Annotated in this window: 10 protein-coding genes and 1 pseudogene; 8 read left to right on the forward strand and 3 right to left on the reverse strand. The window is 75.4% G+C overall.

From position 1 onward, the window contains the following. Nucleotides 1–58: 58 nt before the first annotated feature. Together ACGFSC_RS27930 and ACGFSC_RS27935 are read right to left on the reverse strand one after the other, a co-directional pair. Nucleotides 59–721, reverse strand: a complete 663-nt coding sequence (locus ACGFSC_RS27930; RefSeq protein WP_359899541.1) for an HAD-IA family hydrolase — start codon at nt 719–721, stop codon at nt 59–61. 76 nt (nt 722–797) lie between these two features. Further along, a pseudogene (locus ACGFSC_RS27935) lies at nt 798–1,939 on the reverse strand (dihydrofolate reductase family protein). 164 nt (nt 1,940–2,103) lie between these two features. Between ACGFSC_RS27935 and ACGFSC_RS27940 the strand changes: the two are divergent. From ACGFSC_RS27940 to ACGFSC_RS27970, 7 genes are all read left to right on the forward strand, one after another. Continuing rightward, on the forward strand, nt 2,104–2,922 hold the full coding sequence (locus ACGFSC_RS27940) for a methyltransferase domain-containing protein (protein ID WP_359899543.1): 819 nt from the start codon (nt 2,104–2,106) through the stop codon (nt 2,920–2,922). Between the two features lie 363 nt (nt 2,923–3,285). Further along, nucleotides 3,286–4,722 (forward strand): DUF4190 domain-containing protein, encoded by a 1,437-nt coding sequence (locus tag ACGFSC_RS27945; RefSeq protein ID WP_359899545.1) that lies wholly within the window; start codon nt 3,286–3,288, stop codon nt 4,720–4,722. Between the two features lie 190 nt (nt 4,723–4,912). Next, the gene (locus ACGFSC_RS27950; protein WP_359899547.1) at nt 4,913–5,104 is read left to right on the forward strand and encodes an SPOR domain-containing protein; all 192 of its coding nucleotides are present in this window, start codon (nt 4,913–4,915) and stop codon (nt 5,102–5,104) included. Nucleotides 5,105–5,122: 18 nt separating this feature from the next. Next, nucleotides 5,123–5,632: an NUDIX domain-containing protein gene (locus ACGFSC_RS27955; RefSeq protein ID WP_359899549.1), complete on the forward strand. Its 510-nt coding sequence runs from the start codon at nt 5,123–5,125 to the stop codon at nt 5,630–5,632. 139 nt (nt 5,633–5,771) lie between these two features. After that, a complete protein-coding gene (locus tag ACGFSC_RS27960) occupies nt 5,772–8,543 on the forward strand; it encodes a SpoIIE family protein phosphatase (RefSeq protein WP_359899551.1) in 2,772 nt (923 codons plus the stop codon). A 228-nt stretch (nt 8,544–8,771) separates the two neighbouring features. Continuing rightward, nucleotides 8,772–11,372, forward strand: a complete 2,601-nt coding sequence (locus ACGFSC_RS27965; RefSeq protein WP_380350085.1) for a SpoIIE family protein phosphatase — start codon at nt 8,772–8,774, stop codon at nt 11,370–11,372. Between the two features lie 93 nt (nt 11,373–11,465). Continuing rightward, entirely contained in the window at nt 11,466–13,271 is a 1,806-nt protein-coding gene (locus tag ACGFSC_RS27970; protein WP_359899553.1) for an ABC transporter family substrate-binding protein, read from the forward strand. A gap of 37 nt (nt 13,272–13,308) precedes the next feature. Here the strand turns inward: ACGFSC_RS27970 and ACGFSC_RS27975 are convergent, their stop codons facing one another. Beyond that, a complete protein-coding gene (locus ACGFSC_RS27975; protein WP_359899555.1) occupies nt 13,309–14,433 on the reverse strand; it encodes a hypothetical protein in 1,125 nt (374 codons plus the stop codon). 256 nt (nt 14,434–14,689) lie between these two features. On the opposite strand from ACGFSC_RS27975, the gene typA reads away from it, so the two are divergent. Beyond that, entirely contained in the window at nt 14,690–16,594 is a 1,905-nt protein-coding gene (gene typA / locus ACGFSC_RS27980) for a translational GTPase TypA (protein WP_359899557.1), read from the forward strand. The last annotated feature ends 8 nt before the right edge of the window (nt 16,595–16,602 follow it).

The following is a 16,602-nucleotide window of genomic DNA, read 5'->3' on the forward strand; positions in this document are numbered from 1 at the left end:
CGTCCGTTTTCCGGTGCCGGTCCGGTGCTGTGCGGGCCCCGGGGTCCGGCGGTCCGGGTCAGCCGATGGTGACGGTGAGCAGGCCGTCGGGGGCGGCGGTGACGGTGACGGTGGCGAGCGTGTCGGCGTGGGCGTCCGGGTGGTGGGGGAGGGCGCGCGGGCCGATGCCGATGACGCGGGTGCCGGCGGCCTTGGCGGCGGCGATGCCGGCGCCGGAGTCCTCGAAGGCGAGGCAGTCGGCGGGGGCGAAGCCGACGGCGGCGGCACCCTTGAGGAAGCCCTCGGGGTCGGGCTTGCTGGCGCCGACGGACTCGGCGGTGACCAGGACGGGCGGCAGCGGCAGGTCGGCGGCGGCCATCCGGACCCGGGCGAGCGGCTGGTCGGCGGAGGTGACCAGGGCGTGCGGGAGGCCGGTCAGCGAGGCGAGGAAGGCGGCGGCGCCGGGCACCGGGACGACGCCCTCGGTGTCGGCGCGTTCCTCGTCGAGCATCCGCTCGTTGTCGGCCAGGTTGACTTCGACCGGGCGTTCGGGCAGCAGGGCGGCCATGGTCGCGTGGCCCTGGCGGCCGTGCGCGACGGCGAGCACCTCGGCGGGGTCCAGGCCGTGCCGCTCGGCCCAGCGGCTCCAGCAGCGCTCGACCACGGCGTCGGAGTTGACCAGGGTGCCGTCCATGTCCAGGAGGACGGCGCGGGCGGTCAGCCGGACGGGGGTAGCGGGCATGGGGCGGCTCCTCGGGGGGTGCGACGACAGCAGAGCCGGAGAATGCGAGCTCTTTGTTTCTCAATGATACAAAAGATCACCCGAGCAGGTGGGCGTTGACCGCGCGGGCCTCCGCGGCCAGCTCCGGCAGCTCCACCACCTCGATGCCGGCCGCCGTCAGCAGCGCGGTGCCCTGGCAGTCGGTGACGAACAGGTCCGGCTCGCGCCAGGCGACCACCACTCGCGGCACGCCCGCCGCGACGAGCAGTCGGGCGCACGGCATCGGCCGCGAGGCGCGCTGCCCGCAGGGCTCCAACGAGCTGTAGACGGTCGCCCCGCGCAGCCGCGGGTCGCCCGCCGGAAGCTTGGCCAGCGCCGCCTCCTCCGCGTGGTCGTGCGGGTCGGTCTCCCGGCTGTAGCCCTCCGCCAGCACCGTGCCGTCGGCGCCGACGATCACCGCGCCGACCGAGAAGGCCGTCCCGGACGGCGGGCAGCGGCGGGAGAGCTCGACGGCCCGGCGCAGGTGGTCGAGGTCGGTGGACGCGGACGGGGTCACGGCGCGGGCTCCTTCGGGGCGTACCTGAGCAGGACGACGTCGCCCACGGTACGTGCCTCCAGCAGCCGCATCCGCCGGGCCGGCCCGCCCGGGAACGCGGAGGGGCGGACGAACCGGGGCGCCTCGGCCTGGCCGACCAGCAGCGGGGCGACGGCCAGCTGGAGTTCGTCCGCCAGCCCCTGGGCCAGGAACTGGGTGTGCACGCCCCCGCCGCCCTCGACCATCAGCCGGCGGATCCCGCGGGCGCCCAGGTCGTCCAGCACGGCGCCGAGGTCCACCGCGTCGCCCAGTGCGACCACCTCGGCCAGTCCGTCCAGCCGGGGGCGCAGCACCGCCGCCCCGGCGTCCGTGGTGTAGGCGAGGCGGGCGCCGCCGGTGTGCCAGAACCGCAGCCCGGCGTCGAGCGCGCCGCTCGCGCTGAGCGTCACCTTCAGCGGGTACTCGGGCCGGCCGGCCGCCAGTCGGGCGGCCCGGCGGGCGGGGTCGTTGACCAGCAGTCGGGGGTTGTCGGCGCGCAGGGTGTTGCCGCCGACCAGGATCGCGTCGGCGGCGGCGCGCTCCTCGTCGACCCGGTCGAAGTCGGCGGCGTTGGAGAGCAGCAGCCGGTCGGGGGAGGTGTCGTCGAGGTGGCCGTCGAGCGAGACGGCGGCGCTCAGCAGGACGTGGGGGCGCGGGCCGGGCATGGGCGGGGACCGTTCTGTCGGGGGCGCCTCCACGGTACGGCGGCGGGGTGCGGCCCGGGCCCGCCGTGACCGGCATTCGAGACGGATCTTCTCGGAATGCGGAACGGCGGGTAGCGTCGGGGGCGCCGCGGAGCCCCGCGGCCGACCGCATCGAGGGGGATCTCATGACCGGACCGCAGCCCGCCGCCGTCTACACCCACGGCCACCAGGAGGCCGTGCTGCGCTCGCACCGCTCCCGCACCGCCGCCGACTCGGCCGGCTACCTGCTGCCCGAACTGCGGCCCGGGCAGGCCCTGCTGGACGTCGGCTGCGGGCCCGGCACGATCACCGCGGACCTGGCCGAACTGGTCGGCCCGCGGGGGCGGGTGGTCGCGGTGGACGCCTCCGCCGAGGTGCTGGAGCAGGCCGCCGGGCACATCGCCGGCCGGGGCCTGTCCAACGTCGCCCTCGCCTGCGCCGACGTGCACCGACTGCCCTACCCGGACGGCGAGTTCGACGTGGTGCACGCCCACCAGGTGCTGCAGCACGTGGCCGACCCGGTGGCCGCGCTGCGCGAGCTGCGACGGGTGACGGCGCCGGGCGGCGTGGTCGCGGTCCGCGACGTCGACTACGCCTCGATGACCTGGTTCCCGGAGGTACCCGCGCTGGACCGGTGGCTGGAGCTGTACCGGCGGACCGCCCGCGCCAACGGCGGCGAGCCGGACGCCGGCCGGCGGCTGCTGTCCTGGGCCCGCGCGGCCGGCTTCACCGAGGTCACCGCGAGCGCCGGCACCTGGACGTACGCGACGCCCGGGCAGCGCGCCTGGTGGGGCGGGCTGTGGGCGGACCGGGTGACGGGCACCGCGCTGGGCCGGACGGCGGTCGAGCGGGGCTTCGCGGACCAGGACGAGCTGGGCCGGATCGCGGACGGCTGGCGGGAGTGGAGCGCCGCCGGGGACGGCTGGTTCTCGATGCTGCACGGCGAGATCCTGGCCCGCGGCTGAGCCGATGCGGCCGAACCGCCGCGGGGCGGGCCGGGCGGTCCGGGCAGGGCGGGCAGGCGTTCGGAAAGATCGGGTAAAGTCGCGCGACCGTTCAGATCGGGCCCGTTCGGGTCCGAGCCATGGTGCCGAGTGCCGAGCCGATGCCCGTTCCGGTGGGTTGGGGGAGTCCACGTGTCCAAGCCTGAGTCCGAGCCGCCCGTTCCGGGGCCGGAGTCGCCCGCGGCCACGGGGGCCGACGCGGGCACGGACACCCGCCCGGGGGCGGGCACGGACACCGGTACGGGGACGGACACCGGTACGGGGACAGGCACGGACCCGGACCCGGACCCGACGCAGGCGCCGACGGCCGGTCAGGATCCCCGGGTGGACTTCCGCAAGGTCACCGCGGGGTCCGCGGGGCCCGCGAGCCCGGTAGAGCCCGAGCCCGAGCAGGCCGGGGCCGCCGCGGCCGAGCAGGACCAGGCCGGGTCGGAGCCCGCCCCGCCCGCCGCCGACCCCTGGGCCCCGCCCGCCGCCGTCGACCCCTGGGCCGCGCCCGACCTCTCCGCCGGCCCGCCCGCGGGTCCGTCCGTCGCCCCGGCCCCGCAGGCCGTCCCGCCGTCGGCCGCCCCGCCCCAGCCGCCGTACCCGCTGCCCGCCGGTGGCTGGGCCTCCGTCACTCCCCCCGCCGGGTCGGGCTTCCCGCCCGGCCACCCGTACGCCCAGGCCCCCGGTCCGGGGCAGGCCGTCCCCGGGCCCGGGTTCCTCCCCGGCCCCGGTCCCGGGCCCGCCCCCACCAACGGCTTCGCGGTCGGCTCCCTGGTCACCGGCCTGCTCCTGGTGTCCCCGGTGGCCCTGGTGTTCGGCATCCTCGCGCTGGTGCAGATCAACCGCCGCAAGGAGCGCGGCTCCGGCATGGCGGTGACCGGCCTGGTGCTCGGCACGATCGGCACGGTCCTGCTGGCCCTCGCGCTCGGCGCGGCCGACTTCAGCTCGGCGCGGGCCGGCCGCTTCGGCCAGGCCCCGAAGGCGCCGGCCGGCTCGGTGCACTGGTCCGAGCTCAAGGCCGGCGACTGCTACGACTCCCCCCAGGGCGGTTCGACGACGCAGGGGGGCGGCGACGAGACGGTGTACTGGGTGCACCGGGTGGCCTGCACCGAGCCGCACCACGGCGAGGTGGCGGGCACCGCCGAACTCCCGAGCGGCAACGGCCTCTACCCGGGCGAGGGCGCGGCCCGCGAGTCGGCCGGCCGGCTGTGCCGCGCGGTGCTGAACGGCTACGCGCTCGACCAGTGGACCGTCCCGGACGGCATGGACGACGTCTACCTCTACCCGACCGCGAGGAACTGGGCGTCCGGCTCACGGTACGTCACCTGCGCCTACGAGGACCGCGAGGACCGGCACCGGGGAACGGTCCGCACCGACCGGAGCCGCCTGACCGCGCCCCAGCTGGCCTACCTGGAGGCCGCCCGGAGCTTCAACGACGTCTACCTGGACCCGCCGGACGCGGAGGTGGCCGAGGCCGAGTCCGACCACCGGGCGTGGGCCCGCCGGATGGCCGTGGCCTCGCGGACCCAGGCGGCGGTGCTGGGCGGGCCGTCGGTGCCCTGGCCGGCCGACGTCCAGCCGAAGATCGCCAAGCTGGTCGAGGCCAAGTCGCAGGCGGCCGCCGCCTGGGACGCCGCGGCCTCCGGCAGCGACCTGGCGGGCGACCTCCGCCGGGCCAGGGCGACGGAGGCCAGGACGGCGCCGACGATCCTGGACATCCGCCGCGGGCTGGGCCTGTCCACCGGTGAGCAGGCGCCCGACCTGCGGGTCTGAGCCGCCCGCGCCCCTGGTTACCGGCCGTTGACCGGGCCCGTACCTGCCGGTAACCCGCCGGCCGTACCGTCGTGGGCGCGTCCCCGGCCCGACCCCCACGCGAGCCGGGGACCGGCCCGTCCCACGCGAGTGGAAACGGGTCCGGCCCGGAGCGGGACGCCCGGCGGGAGGCCCCGGGTACCCTCCCGCCATGGGCACCTACCGGGTCATGCGGCAGGACGACAACGGCAACCGCTTCCTGGTCGCCAAGGACCTCGACCGGGCCGAGGCCCGGCGGCTGGCCGCCGGGTTCGAGGCCCGCGGCCACAAGCAGATGTACTGGGTCGAGGCGGACGGGGAGGCCAGGCCGGAAGCGGCGGACGGGACGGTCCGCAACGCCTGAACCCGTAGGGTCGGCCCCATGGACGCCACGACGGACACCCCCGAGACCCCCGACCCCCGCGCGACCCCGGCCGCTCCGGCCGCTCCCCGGATCGTGGTCGGCGGCGCGCTGGTCCGCGGCGGCCGGGTGCTCGCCGCCCGGCGCAGCGCGCCCGAGGCGGTGGCCGGCCGGTGGGAGTTCCCCGGCGGGAAGGCCGAGCCCGGGGAGACGGAGGCGCAGGCGCTGGAGCGCGAGCTGCTGGAGGAGCTCGGCGTCCGGGCGCGCGCGCTGACCCGGCTGCCGGGCGCGTGGGCCGTGCGCCCCGGCCTGGAGCTGCGCTTCTGGGCCGCCGAATTGCTGGCGGGCGAGCCGCGCGCGCTGGAGGACCACGACGCGCTGCGCTGGCTGGGCCCGGACGAACTGGACGCCGTGGACTGGATCGACCACGACCGTGACGTGCTGCCGCACGTCGCCCGGCTGCTCACGGAGGGCGGGACGGCGGGGGCGGGCGGCGTCCCGACCGGGGGCGACGCGCCGTCCGCCGGGTAGGTCAATCGGACAAGACGACCCAGGGGCCGGGATAGCCTGGAGGCTGCTGGGTATGTCACTTTTCGGCACTATTCGTCACCATCGGTGAGCCGTCCCCAGCCGGCGACGCCGATCCCGACCAGAGCCGGAGGCCCCGTCGGTGTCGACTACCGGGAACGGCGCCGGGGGAGAGCGGCGGGCAGGCTCCGCGGGGAGCGCCGCCGCCCGCGCCCGACTGCGCCGCGCCGCCCGTCCGGCCGTTCCCCGGCCACCGGCCGGCCGTCGCCGCGGCGGCACCGGCGGGGCTCCCGGCGCGGCGGGCCCCGACCAGCCGGCGCCGACCCCGGTGGCCGGCCCCGGCGCCCGGTCCGATCTGCGCGGCCGTCCCGGCCGGCCGTTCCCCGGCGGGCCCGCCGACGCCCAGGGAGGTCCGGTCGGCACGGGCGGTCCCGGCGGCCCGGGCACGCCCGCCGAGGGCAGCCTGCTGGACATGCTCAGGGTCGCCATCGCGATCCTGGACACCGCGGGCCGGGTGGTGCTCTGGAGCCCCGCCGCCGAGGAACTGCTCGGCTGGCCGAACGAGCTGCTGGTCGGCCGCCGGATCGACGAGCTGATCCCCGACCGGGAGCAGGTCGCCCGGATCCGGCGCGCGATCCAGGACACCCTGCGGCACGGCCGCTGGGCCGGCCCCGCCGAGCTGCGCGACCGGGACGGCTCCCCGGTCGCCGTGGACGCCCGGATCTCCCTCCTGGTGGACGGCGACGGCACCCCGTTCCTCCAGGTCAACATGGCCGAGGCGGCCGCCGTCCAGGCGGTCGAGCGGGACCTCGCGGTGCGCGACGCGCTGTTCGAGCAGTCCCCGCTGGGCATCGCCATCATGGACACCGACCTGCGCTACACCGCCGTCAACCAGACCCTCGCCGAGATGAACGGCGTCGCCCTGGACGACCACGTCGGCCGCACCACCGGCGAGACCCTGCCGGAGCGGGCCGCCGACGAGATCACCGCCATCCAGCGCCAGGTGCTGGCCACCGGCGAGCCGGTCATCGACGTCACCCTGGCCTCCCCGGTCACCACCCGGGCCGGCTACCGCTCGATCTCCTACAGCCGGATGACCGACCGTTCCGGCCGGGTGCTCGGCATCTCCGGCACCGTGATGGACGTGACCGAGCGCTACCGGGCGGTCGCCAAGGTCGAGCACGCCCGGCGCCGGCTCTCGCTGCTCAACGAGTTCGGCTCCCGGGTCGGCGACCTGCTGGACGCCTCCCGGATCGCCCAGGAGCTGGCCGGCTCGGTCGTCCCCCGGCTGGCCGACCTCTCGGCGGTGATCCTGCTCCAGGCCGTCGCGCACGGCGACGACCTGCCCTGGCACGGCCACGACCGGCGCACCTCGCTGCTCCAGCTCGGCACCGCCTCCGTCCAGGACGGCCCCGAGGTGGACGTGATGCTGCGCCGCGGCGCCCGGATCACCTTCGCCGAGGACTCCGTCTGCGGCCGGGTGCTGCGCACCGGCGTGCCCGAGCCGCTGTCCGGCGCCGACCAGCTGGACGAGGTGACCTACCCCGGCGACCCGAAGATGCAGGCCGCCCGGGACCTCGGCGTGCACTCGATGCTGGTCGTGCCGCTGCGCGCCCGGGGCATCGTGATCGGCCTGCTGCTGGTCAGCCGGTCCGGCTACCGCGAGGGCTTCGACCGGGACGACCTGGCCTTCACCGTCGAGCTGGCCGACCGGGCCGGCAGCTCGCTGGACAACGCCCGCCTCTACGCCCGCGAACGCACCGCCGCGCTCACCCTCCAGCGGACCCTGCTCCCGCAGCAGGTCCCGCAGCCCACCGGTGTCGAGGTCGCCTACCGGTACGTGCCCGGCAGCAGCGGCACCGAGGTCGGCGGCGACTGGTTCGACGTCATCCCGCTGCCCGGCGACCGCACCGCGCTGGTGGTCGGCGACGTGATGGGCCACGGCCTGCGGGCCGCCGCCACCATGGGACGGCTGCGCACCGCCGTCCGGGTGCTGGCCGCCCTCGACCTGCCGCCGGACGTCCTGCTGCGGCACGTCCACGAGCTGGCCGACGACCTCGCCCAGGGCCCGGACGAGGCGCTGCTGGCCACCTGCGTCTACGCGGTCTTCGACCCGACGACGGCCCGGCTCACCGTCGCCAAGGCCGGACACATCCCGCCGGTGCTGGTGGTGCCCGGCGAGGCCGCCCCGGAGCCGACCCGCAACGGCGGCCCGCTGCGCGGCGGCGCCGGCCGCATCCTCGACCTGCCCTCCGGCGCCCCGCTCGGGGTGGGCGGAGTTCCGTTCGAATCGGTCGAACTGAAGATCCCCGAGGGCAGCCTGCTGGCGCTGTGCACCGACGGCCTGGTCGAGTCCCGGGACAAGGACCTGGACGTCGGCCTCGGCCGGCTGATCACGGTGCTCCAGGAGCCGCACGCCTCCATCCAGGCCGCCTGCGAGGCGGTGCTGGACACCATGGAGCAGGGCCGGGAGCCGGACGACGTCGCGCTGCTGCTGGCCCGGCTCGGCCACGGCCAGGCCGGCACCCCGACGGCGGGCTGGACCCTGCCCGCCGAGCCCACCGCCGTCTCCCGGGCGCGCCGGCTGGTCCGTGCCACGCTCGCCGAGTGGGGCGTCGAGGAGCTCACCGACATCGCCGAGCTGCTGGTCAGCGAGCTGGTGACGAACGCCGTCCGGTACGCCAGCGCCCCCATCGGGGTGCGGCTGACGCTCGGCGAGACGCTGCTGGTGGAGATCTCCGATCCGCTGCCCGACCCGCCCCAGGAGCGGCACGCCGCCGAGGCCGACGAGGGCGGGCGCGGTCTGGAGCTGGTCCACCGGCTGGCCCTGCACTGGGGCGCCCGGGCCGAGGGGATCGGCAAGGTGGTCTGGTTCGAGCAGGCGCTGCCGGGTAATGAGCCGGACGGATCGTGAGCGGAGCGAACAGCGAGGAGGGGGTGTCGCCAGTGCCAGCGGGCGCTCAGGGGGAGCGCGCGCTCCGGAAGGGGGCGCGGGCGTGGCATTGTGGTTGCGCGGGCGGTAGGACAAAAACCTTCGCCCGATCTGATGTTGTGATGTTGAGGGCGTGTGAACGTACCCCTCGATGATGAATACTCGGTCTTCTCGACATCCGGACGGTCGCGGGTTGGAGGGGTCGGTCCGTTGAACAGCACTCCGGCGCGGAGCGTGTCGCCGAGGAGCAGCGGTCATGCCGCTGTACCCGGGCAGGCCGGCTCCTCGCACCTGCCCGTACCGGACGGCGCGCCCGCCGGCCGCGGCCACCACCCCGTCGCCGAGGGCCGGCCCTGGGGCGCGGGCGACCCCGGCTCGATCTACGACTACATCCGGGTCGCCACCTTCGCGATCGGCCCCGACGGGCGGATCAGCCAGTGGAGCGAGCGCGCCGCCGAGTTCTTCGGGGTCCCGGCCGCCGAGGCCGTCGGCGCCGACCCGATCTCCACCTTCGTCCCCCGCGAGCTCTGGCAGCGCGGCCGGGCCCGGCTGGAGCGCACCCTGGCGGGCGAGGAATGGGTCGGCACCACCCCGTACCGGGACGCCGACGGCGGCGAGGGCCTCGCCGAGCTCTACCTGATGCCCGACAGCTCCCTGCCCACCGCGGGCGCCACCTGCCTGGCCGTCGACCTCGGACGGCTGCGCCGGATCGAGACCGACCTGGCCGCCTCCGAGGCCGTCTTCGGGCAGACCCCCACGGGCTTCGTGCTGTTCGACGACCGGCTGCGGCTGCAGCGGGTCAACGACGCCTTCGCCTCCGGCATGGGCCTGGTCCCCACCGACCTGGAGGGCCTCACCCCGCACGACCTCTTCCCGTCGTCCGAGGCCGACCGGCTCTCCGCCGCCCTGCGCAAGGTCCTGGCCACCGGCGAGCCCGTCTTCGACCTGCGCTTCCACGGTGCCGTGCCGACCCGCGAGGGCAACCGGCTCTGGGCCGTCTCGCTGTACCGCCTGAACGGTTCCGCCGGGCAGACCATGGGCGTCGCCGGGCAGGTCTCCGACGTCACCAGCCGGCACGTCGCCGAGCGCGAGGCCGACGGCGTGCGCCGCAACCTGGCCCTGCTCAACGAGGCCAGCGCGCACATCGGCTCCACGCTCGACCTGGAGACCACCGCCAAGGAACTGCTGGACGTCGTCGTCCCGCCGTTCTGCGACCTCGCCACCGTCGACCTCTACACCGCGCTGCTCTCCGGCGAGACCGTGCCCAGCGCCGGCCGGCTCGGCGACACCGTGCTCACCGACGGCAGCGGCGAACTGCGCCGGGTCGCCGTGTCCAGCGTGGTCGGCGGCGCCTCCTCGGTGCTCGGCTCGGTGACCGGCCTGCCGATCGCCGAGGCCGGCGGCACCCTCTGCTACCCCCGCCGCTCCCCGCACGCCCGGGCGCTGCGCACCGGCCGCAGCGTCGTCCCCGAGCCCGGGCGCGACCCGCTGCTGCGCTCCACCCTGATCGTCCCGCTGGTCGCCCGCGACCAGGTGCTCGGCCTCGTCCAGCTCTCCCGGGCGATCGGCAGCGAGCCCTTCGACGCCCGCGACGTCGCGATCGCCGAGGAACTCGTCGCCCGCGCCGCCGTCTGCATCGACAACGCCCGGCTCTACCGGCGCGAGCACGAGCGGGCGCTGATCCTCCAGCGCAGCCTGCTGCCCCCGGGCAACCCGGCCGCCAGCGGCCTGGAGATCGCCTGCCGCTACCTGCCCAGCAACAACAACACCGAGGTCGGCGGCGACTGGTTCGACGTCATCCCGCTGCCCGGCAACCGCACCGCGCTGGTCATCGGCGACGTGATGGGCCGCGGCCTGCGCGCCGCCGTCGCCATGGGCCAACTGCGCACCGCCGTCCGCACCCTGGCCATGCTCGACCTGGAGCCGGGCGAGGTGCTCACCGCCCTGGACGAGATCGCCCGCGGCCTCGGCGACGACTCGGTGCCGGTCGGCCCGCCCACCCCGTACGGCCGGCTCACCTCGACCGCCGACGAGGAGGCCCGCGAGGTCTACCTGGCGACCTGCGTCTACGCGGTCTTCGACGCCGTCAGCCGGCGCTGCTGGATCGCCAACGCCGGCCACCTGCCGCCCGTCCTGCTCAGCCCCGGCGAGGGCGCCCGGATGCTCGACGTACCGCCCGGCCTGCCGCTCGGCGTCGGCGGCGAGCCCTTCGAGGAGGTCGAGATCGACCTCCCGGACGGCGCCGTCTTCGGCCTCTACACCGACGGCCTGGTGGAGAGCCGCAAGCACCAGCTGGACGAGGGCCTGCGGGCCTTCCGCTCCGCGCTCTCCGACGAGGGCAAGGGGCTGGAGGACCTCTGCGACCACGTGCTCGGGGAGCTCAACCCGCACCACGGCGAGGACGACATCGCCCTGCTGATGGCCAAGGTGCACGCCTTCCCCGACGACGCCGTCGGCAACTGGTTCCTGCCGCCCGAGCCCACCTCGGTGGCCAAGGCCCGGGAGCTGGCCTGCAGCTGGCTGCTCGCCCGGGGGCTGGAGGAGCTGGTCGACACCACCGAGCTGCTGGTCAGCGAGCTGGTCACCAACGCGCTCAAGCACGGGCGGGGCGAGATCCGGCTGCGGCTGCTGCGCGAGCGCAGCCTGGTCTGCGAGGTCTGGGACGACGGCTACGCGCAGCCCCGGCAGCGGCGCGCGCAGGAGACCGACGAGGGCGGGCGCGGCCTGCAGCTGGTCAGCCTGCTGGCCGAGCGCTGGGGCAGCCGGCGCACGCCCAAGGGCAAGATCGTCTGGTTCGAGCTGGCCCTGTAGCAGCCCGCACCGGTGGGCCGGACGGGTGCAGTCGCCCGGCGGCCCGCCGTGTCGGCATGGGCAGGGCGGCCGCGGCGGCGTTCGATGGCCGCCATGCGCGTCCGCCAGCTCACCGCCGCAGCCGCCGCGCTGCTGCTCTCCGCCGCTCTCGGCGGCTGCTCCGACGACCCCGGCCCCCGGGCCCCCGCCCCCGTGCCCGCCCCGGCCGATCCCACCGCCACCACCGGGGACGTCGGGCCCGCCGACCGCACCGCCGTCCGGGACGGCGGCACGCTGCGCTGGGCGGTGGACGGCGTCCCGGCCACGCTGAACGTCTACCAGGGCGCGGCGACCGCCGACTCGGCGCTGCTCGCCCACGCGCTGTACCCCTCGCTGTTCCGGCCGGACGAGCACGGCCGGCTCGTCCCCGACCCCGACTACCTGGCGGGCTTCGACTCCACCCCGCCCGGGGAGCAGCCGCAGGTGGTGACCTACCGGCTCAACCCGCGCGCCGTCTGGAGCGACGGCACCCCGATCTCGGCCGCCGACCTCGACGCCCAGCGGATCGCGCTGTCCGGCCCGGACCCGGCCCGCCGGACCGGGAAGGCGGCCGGGTACGACGCCATCGACTCGGTCGCCCAGGGCGCCGACCCGTACGAGGTGCGGGTGACCTTCCGGCGGCCGTACGCGGAGTGGCGCGCACTGTTCGGCCCGCTCTACCCGGCCGCCGAGACGGCCGGCCCGGACGCCTCCACCCGGCCGCCGGCCGACGGCGGCCGGCCGAGCGCCGGCCCGTACACCCTCTCCCGGTACGACGCCGAGGGCGGGACGGTCACCGTGGTGCGCAGCCCGCTCTGGTGGGGCGATCCGCCGAAGGCCGACCGGATCGACTTCCTCGCCGTGCGGCCCGAGCAGCGGCTGGACGCGCTGGACCAGGAGCGGCTGGACATCGCCCCGCTCACCGCGGCGGTGGACCGGGCGGCGCCGGCCGCCCCTCCCGAGCCTTCCGCCTCTGCGTCCGCCTCCGCCTCCGCCGCGCCGCCGCCCGCGGCCGCGCCCGAGGCCGCGGCACTGGCGCTGCGGCGGGCCGAATCGCTGCCCGGCGTCACCGTGCACCGGGCCGCCGCGGCCTCGCTCACCCAGCTCACCCTGAACGCGGCGCGCGGCCCGCTGACCGACCCGCTGGTGCGCCGCGCCCTCACCCGGGCCGTCGACCGGCGGCGGATCGCCGACGCCGCGCTCACCCCGCTCGGCCTGCCCGCCGCCCCGCTGGGCAGCCACCTGTTCGCGGGCGACCAGCAGGGCTACCGGGACAACAGCGACGCGGCCGGTCCGGCGGACCCGGGCCTGCTGCTCGACGAGGCGGGCTGGATGCGGCCCGCCGGCGGGGGCACCCGGGCCAAGGGCGGCAAGCCGCTCGCCCTCTCGCTGCTCGTCCCGGCCGGTTCGGCGACCGCCGAGCGCACCGCCGACGCGCTCATCGCAGAGCTCGGGGAGTCCGGGATCGCGGTGCAGCGGGTGCCCGCGCCCGCCGAGTCCTTCGTCGGGGAGCACCTGGCGGCCGGGGACTACGACCTCGCGCTCCTCTCCTGGCCGGCCGGCCCCAGCCCGGCGGTCGAACAGCGTTCCGTCTACGCCAAGCCCCGGCCGGACCTGGACGGCGTGCCCGAGCCGGGTGGCAACTTCGGCCGCAGCGGTACCGAGGAGATCGACCGGCTGTTCGACCGGGCGGCCGCCGAACCGGACCCGGCGGCCCGGCTGGGCCTGCTCCAGGAGGCGGACGTACGGATCTGGCAGCTCGGCCACTCGGTGCCGCTCTACCAGCGGCCGGAGCTGGTCGGGGTCCGGACCGGGGTGGCCGGCGCGGGCGCGTACGGCTACGGGTGGCCGCGCTTCCAGGACGTGGGCCTGCTCGACTAGAGCTCCCGGGTGCCGCGCACCAGGACGATCGGGACACTCACCGGGCCGCCTCCACCGGCTCCAGCATGCGTTCGACATCGGCGATCCGGGCCAGTTCGGGGCACTCCCGGCGGGCCCGGGCGAGTGCCTCGCGGGCCTCCTGCGGACGCCCGGCCGCGATGAGGGCGGCGGCGAGGGAGCAGCAGGCCAGGGACCGGTGGAAGCGGGAGCCGACCCTGTTCGACAGACGGCGGGCCATGCGGACGGCGGCCTGCGGATCGTTCTGGAACCGGGCGAGCTCGGCCGCCGGGAGGAAGTCGCGGGCGAGCGTCCGGTCGTGGACGCCCAGTCGGACGAGATACGGCTCCAGCAGTGCTCCGGCCCGCGCGGGGGAGTGCTCCCCGGCGTCGACGCGGCCCACGAAGGTCATGGCGGCGATGAAGGCCACGGTCGAGTCGGCGGGCGTGTGGCCCCGCTCGAAGGCCTCGTCGGCGAGCCGCTCGGCCTCCTCGTGCCGGCCCTCGGCCAGCGCGATCCCGGCAGCGGTGAGGACCATGGGCGTGCCCTTGCCCAGCTCGCGGCGCGCCTCGGAGATCCGGCCCCGGATCAGGAACCGCTCGGCCTCGACGGCGCTCGGCGACTCGGCGTCGATCGTCACGGATCCCGGCCGGAAGGGCATGACGAACACGGCCCAGAGGGAGTTGACCGGGCTCGTCGCGGAGGTCACCGCGGTCATGGCGAGGGAGAACAGCAGCCCGAGGCCGATGCCCCGGGGCAGTTCCGTGGCGGAGGCCGCCAGCCAGGCCCCGAGCCCCGCGTGGACTCCGAACCGTGCGACCGAGACGAGCCACAGCCGCAGCCGGGGCGCGCGGACCGGCAGCAGGCCCCAGGGGAACAGGAATCCGCTCGTCGGCCGCAGCCCCAGTTCGACGGGCACTCCGGCGACCGAGCCGCTCCACAGGGTCCGGCCCCTGCCGTACGAGGCGCTGTACAGCCACCCGCCGCAGAGCCGGTGGGTGAGCAGGAACCAGAGGTCGGACAGCGGCTCCTGGCCCACCAGGAAGCCGATCACGCAGCCGAGAGCGGTCGGGCCCGGCAGGTCGCGGAGGACCGCCAGGTACAGGAGCACGGCGCCGACGGCACGGAACAGCCAGGGCAGCGAGGCCCGGAGGTGTTGGATCACGAACGGAAGAGTGTCGGAGGCGGGCCGCGGGGTGAAGGGTGTGTGACCCACCTGTGATCTTGATCCCGTGCGACCTGCCCGTTTCTGCTCACCTGGGCGCTTCCCCGTACGATAGGAGGAAGCCGAGGCATGTCGATATGCCCGGCGGGTGGACCGGTAGTAGCAGGCGGAACGGGTGGCGGCGACCGAAGCGGTCGCAAGTGCGCGTCTCGCGGCCGGGCGCCGTAACCCACGATTCCGGGAGAATCCGCTAGGCATGCCCACGCGCAACGACATCCGTAACGTCGCCATCGTCGCCCACGTCGACCACGGCAAGACCACGCTGGTCGACGCCATGCTCAAGCAGGCCGGCGCCTTCGCCGCCCACCAGCACCTCGATGACCGGATGATGGACTCCAACGACCTGGAGCGCGAGAAGGGCATCACCATTCTCGCGAAGAACACCGCGGTCAAGTACCACCCCAAGGATGGTGGCGCGCCGATCACCATCAACATCATCGACACCCCGGGCCACGCCGACTTCGGTGGCGAGGTCGAGCGCGGCCTGTCGATGGTGGACGCGGTCGTCCTGCTGGTCGACGCCTCCGAAGGCCCGCTGCCGCAGACCCGCTTCGTGCTCCGCAAGGCGCTCACGGCCCGCCTGCCCGTCATCCTCTGCATCAACAAGACCGACCGTCCGGACTCCCGGATCGACGAGGTCATCAACGAGACCTACGACCTGTTCCTGGACCTGGACGCGGACGAGGACCAGATCGAGTTCCCGATCGTCTACGCCTGTGCCCGTGACGGCGTCGCGTCGCTGACCAAGCCGGAGAACGGCACCGTCCCGGCCGACAGCACCAGCCTGGAGCCGTTCTTCTCCACCCTGCTGGAGCACGTCCCGGCCCCCAGCTACGACGAGGCCGCGCCGCTCCAGGCCCACGTCACCAACCTGGACGCCGACAACTTCCTCGGCCGCATCGCGCTGCTCCGCGTCGAGCAGGGCGAGCTGCGCAAGGGCCAGACCGTGGCCTGGATCAAGCGTGACGGCTCGATCCAGAACGTCCGCATCTCCGAGCTGCTGATGACCGAGGCGCTCACCCGCAAGCCGGCCGAGGTGGCGGGCCCCGGTGACATCTGCGCCGTCGCCGGCATCGGCGAGATCATGATCGGCGAGACCCTGGCCGACCCGGAGAACCCGATCGCGCTGCCGCTGATCACGGTGGACGAGCCGGCCATCTCGATGACCATCGGCACCAACACCTCCCCGCTGGTCGGCCGTGGTGGCAGCGGCAAGGGCGCGGACGCCAAGGCCGCCGGCAAGGTGGACCGCAAGGTCACCGCCCGCCAGGTGAAGGACCGCCTGGACCGCGAGCTGATCGGTAACGTCTCGCTGCGCGTCCTGGACACCGAGCGTCCGGACGCCTGGGAGGTGCAGGGCCGCGGTGAGCTGGCGCTGGCCATCCTGATCGAGACCATGCGTCGCGAGGGCTTCGAGCTGACCGTCGGCAAGCCGCAGGTGGTCACCAAGGAGGTCAACGGCAAGACCCACGAGCCGGTCGAGCGCCTCACGGTGGACGTGCCCGAGGAGCACATGGGCGCGGTCACGCAGCTCATGGGCATCCGCAAGGGCCGGATGGACAACATGTCCAACCACGGTTCGGGCTGGGTCCGGATGGAGTTCGTCGTGCCGTCCCGCGGCCTGATCGGCTTCCGCACCGAGTTCCTCACCAACACCCGCGGCACCGGCATCGCCCACTCGATCCACGAGGGTCACGAGCCGTGGTTCGGCAACCTGACCACCCGCAACAACGGCTCGCTGGTCGCCGACCGGGCCGGCGTGGTCACCGCCTTCGCGATGACCAACCTGCAGGAGCGCGGCGTGCTCTTCTGCGAGCCGGGCACCGAGGTGTACGAGGGCATGATCGTCGGTGAGAACTCGCGTGCCGACGACATGGACGTGAACATCACCAAGGAGAAGAAGCTCACCAACATGCGCTCGGCGAACGCCGACGTGGCGGAGTCGATCGTCCCGCCGCGCAAGCTCTCGCTGGAGCAGTCGCTGGAGTTCTGCCGCGAGGACGAGTGCATCGAGGTGACCCCGGAGACGGTTCGCATCCGTAAGGTCGTCCTTGACCAGAAGGACCGCGGACGCACTGCCTCGCGCGCCAAGAAGGCGTGATCCGGACG

Origin of the sequence: Kitasatospora sp. NPDC048715, from assembly GCF_043198905.1 — a bacterium.
GTDB classification, from domain to species: domain Bacteria; phylum Actinomycetota; class Actinomycetes; order Streptomycetales; family Streptomycetaceae; genus Kitasatospora; species Kitasatospora lactacystinica.

Excerpts from the sequence above, each read along its gene's own strand:
- ACGFSC_RS27930 (WP_359899541.1), bottom strand. The coding sequence starts at position 721 with ATGCCCGCTACCCCCGTCCGGCTGACCGCCCGCGCCGTCCTCCTGGAC.
- ACGFSC_RS27940 (WP_359899543.1), top strand. The coding sequence starts at position 2,104 with ATGACCGGACCGCAGCCCGCCGCCGTCTACACCCACGGCCACCAGGAG.
- ACGFSC_RS27950 (WP_359899547.1), top strand. The coding sequence starts at position 4,913 with ATGGGCACCTACCGGGTCATGCGGCAGGACGACAACGGCAACCGCTTC.
- ACGFSC_RS27955 (WP_359899549.1), top strand. The coding sequence starts at position 5,123 with ATGGACGCCACGACGGACACCCCCGAGACCCCCGACCCCCGCGCGACC.
- ACGFSC_RS27970 (WP_359899553.1), top strand. The coding sequence starts at position 11,466 with ATGCGCGTCCGCCAGCTCACCGCCGCAGCCGCCGCGCTGCTGCTCTCC.
- typA (WP_359899557.1), top strand. The coding sequence starts at position 14,690 with ATGCCCACGCGCAACGACATCCGTAACGTCGCCATCGTCGCCCACGTC.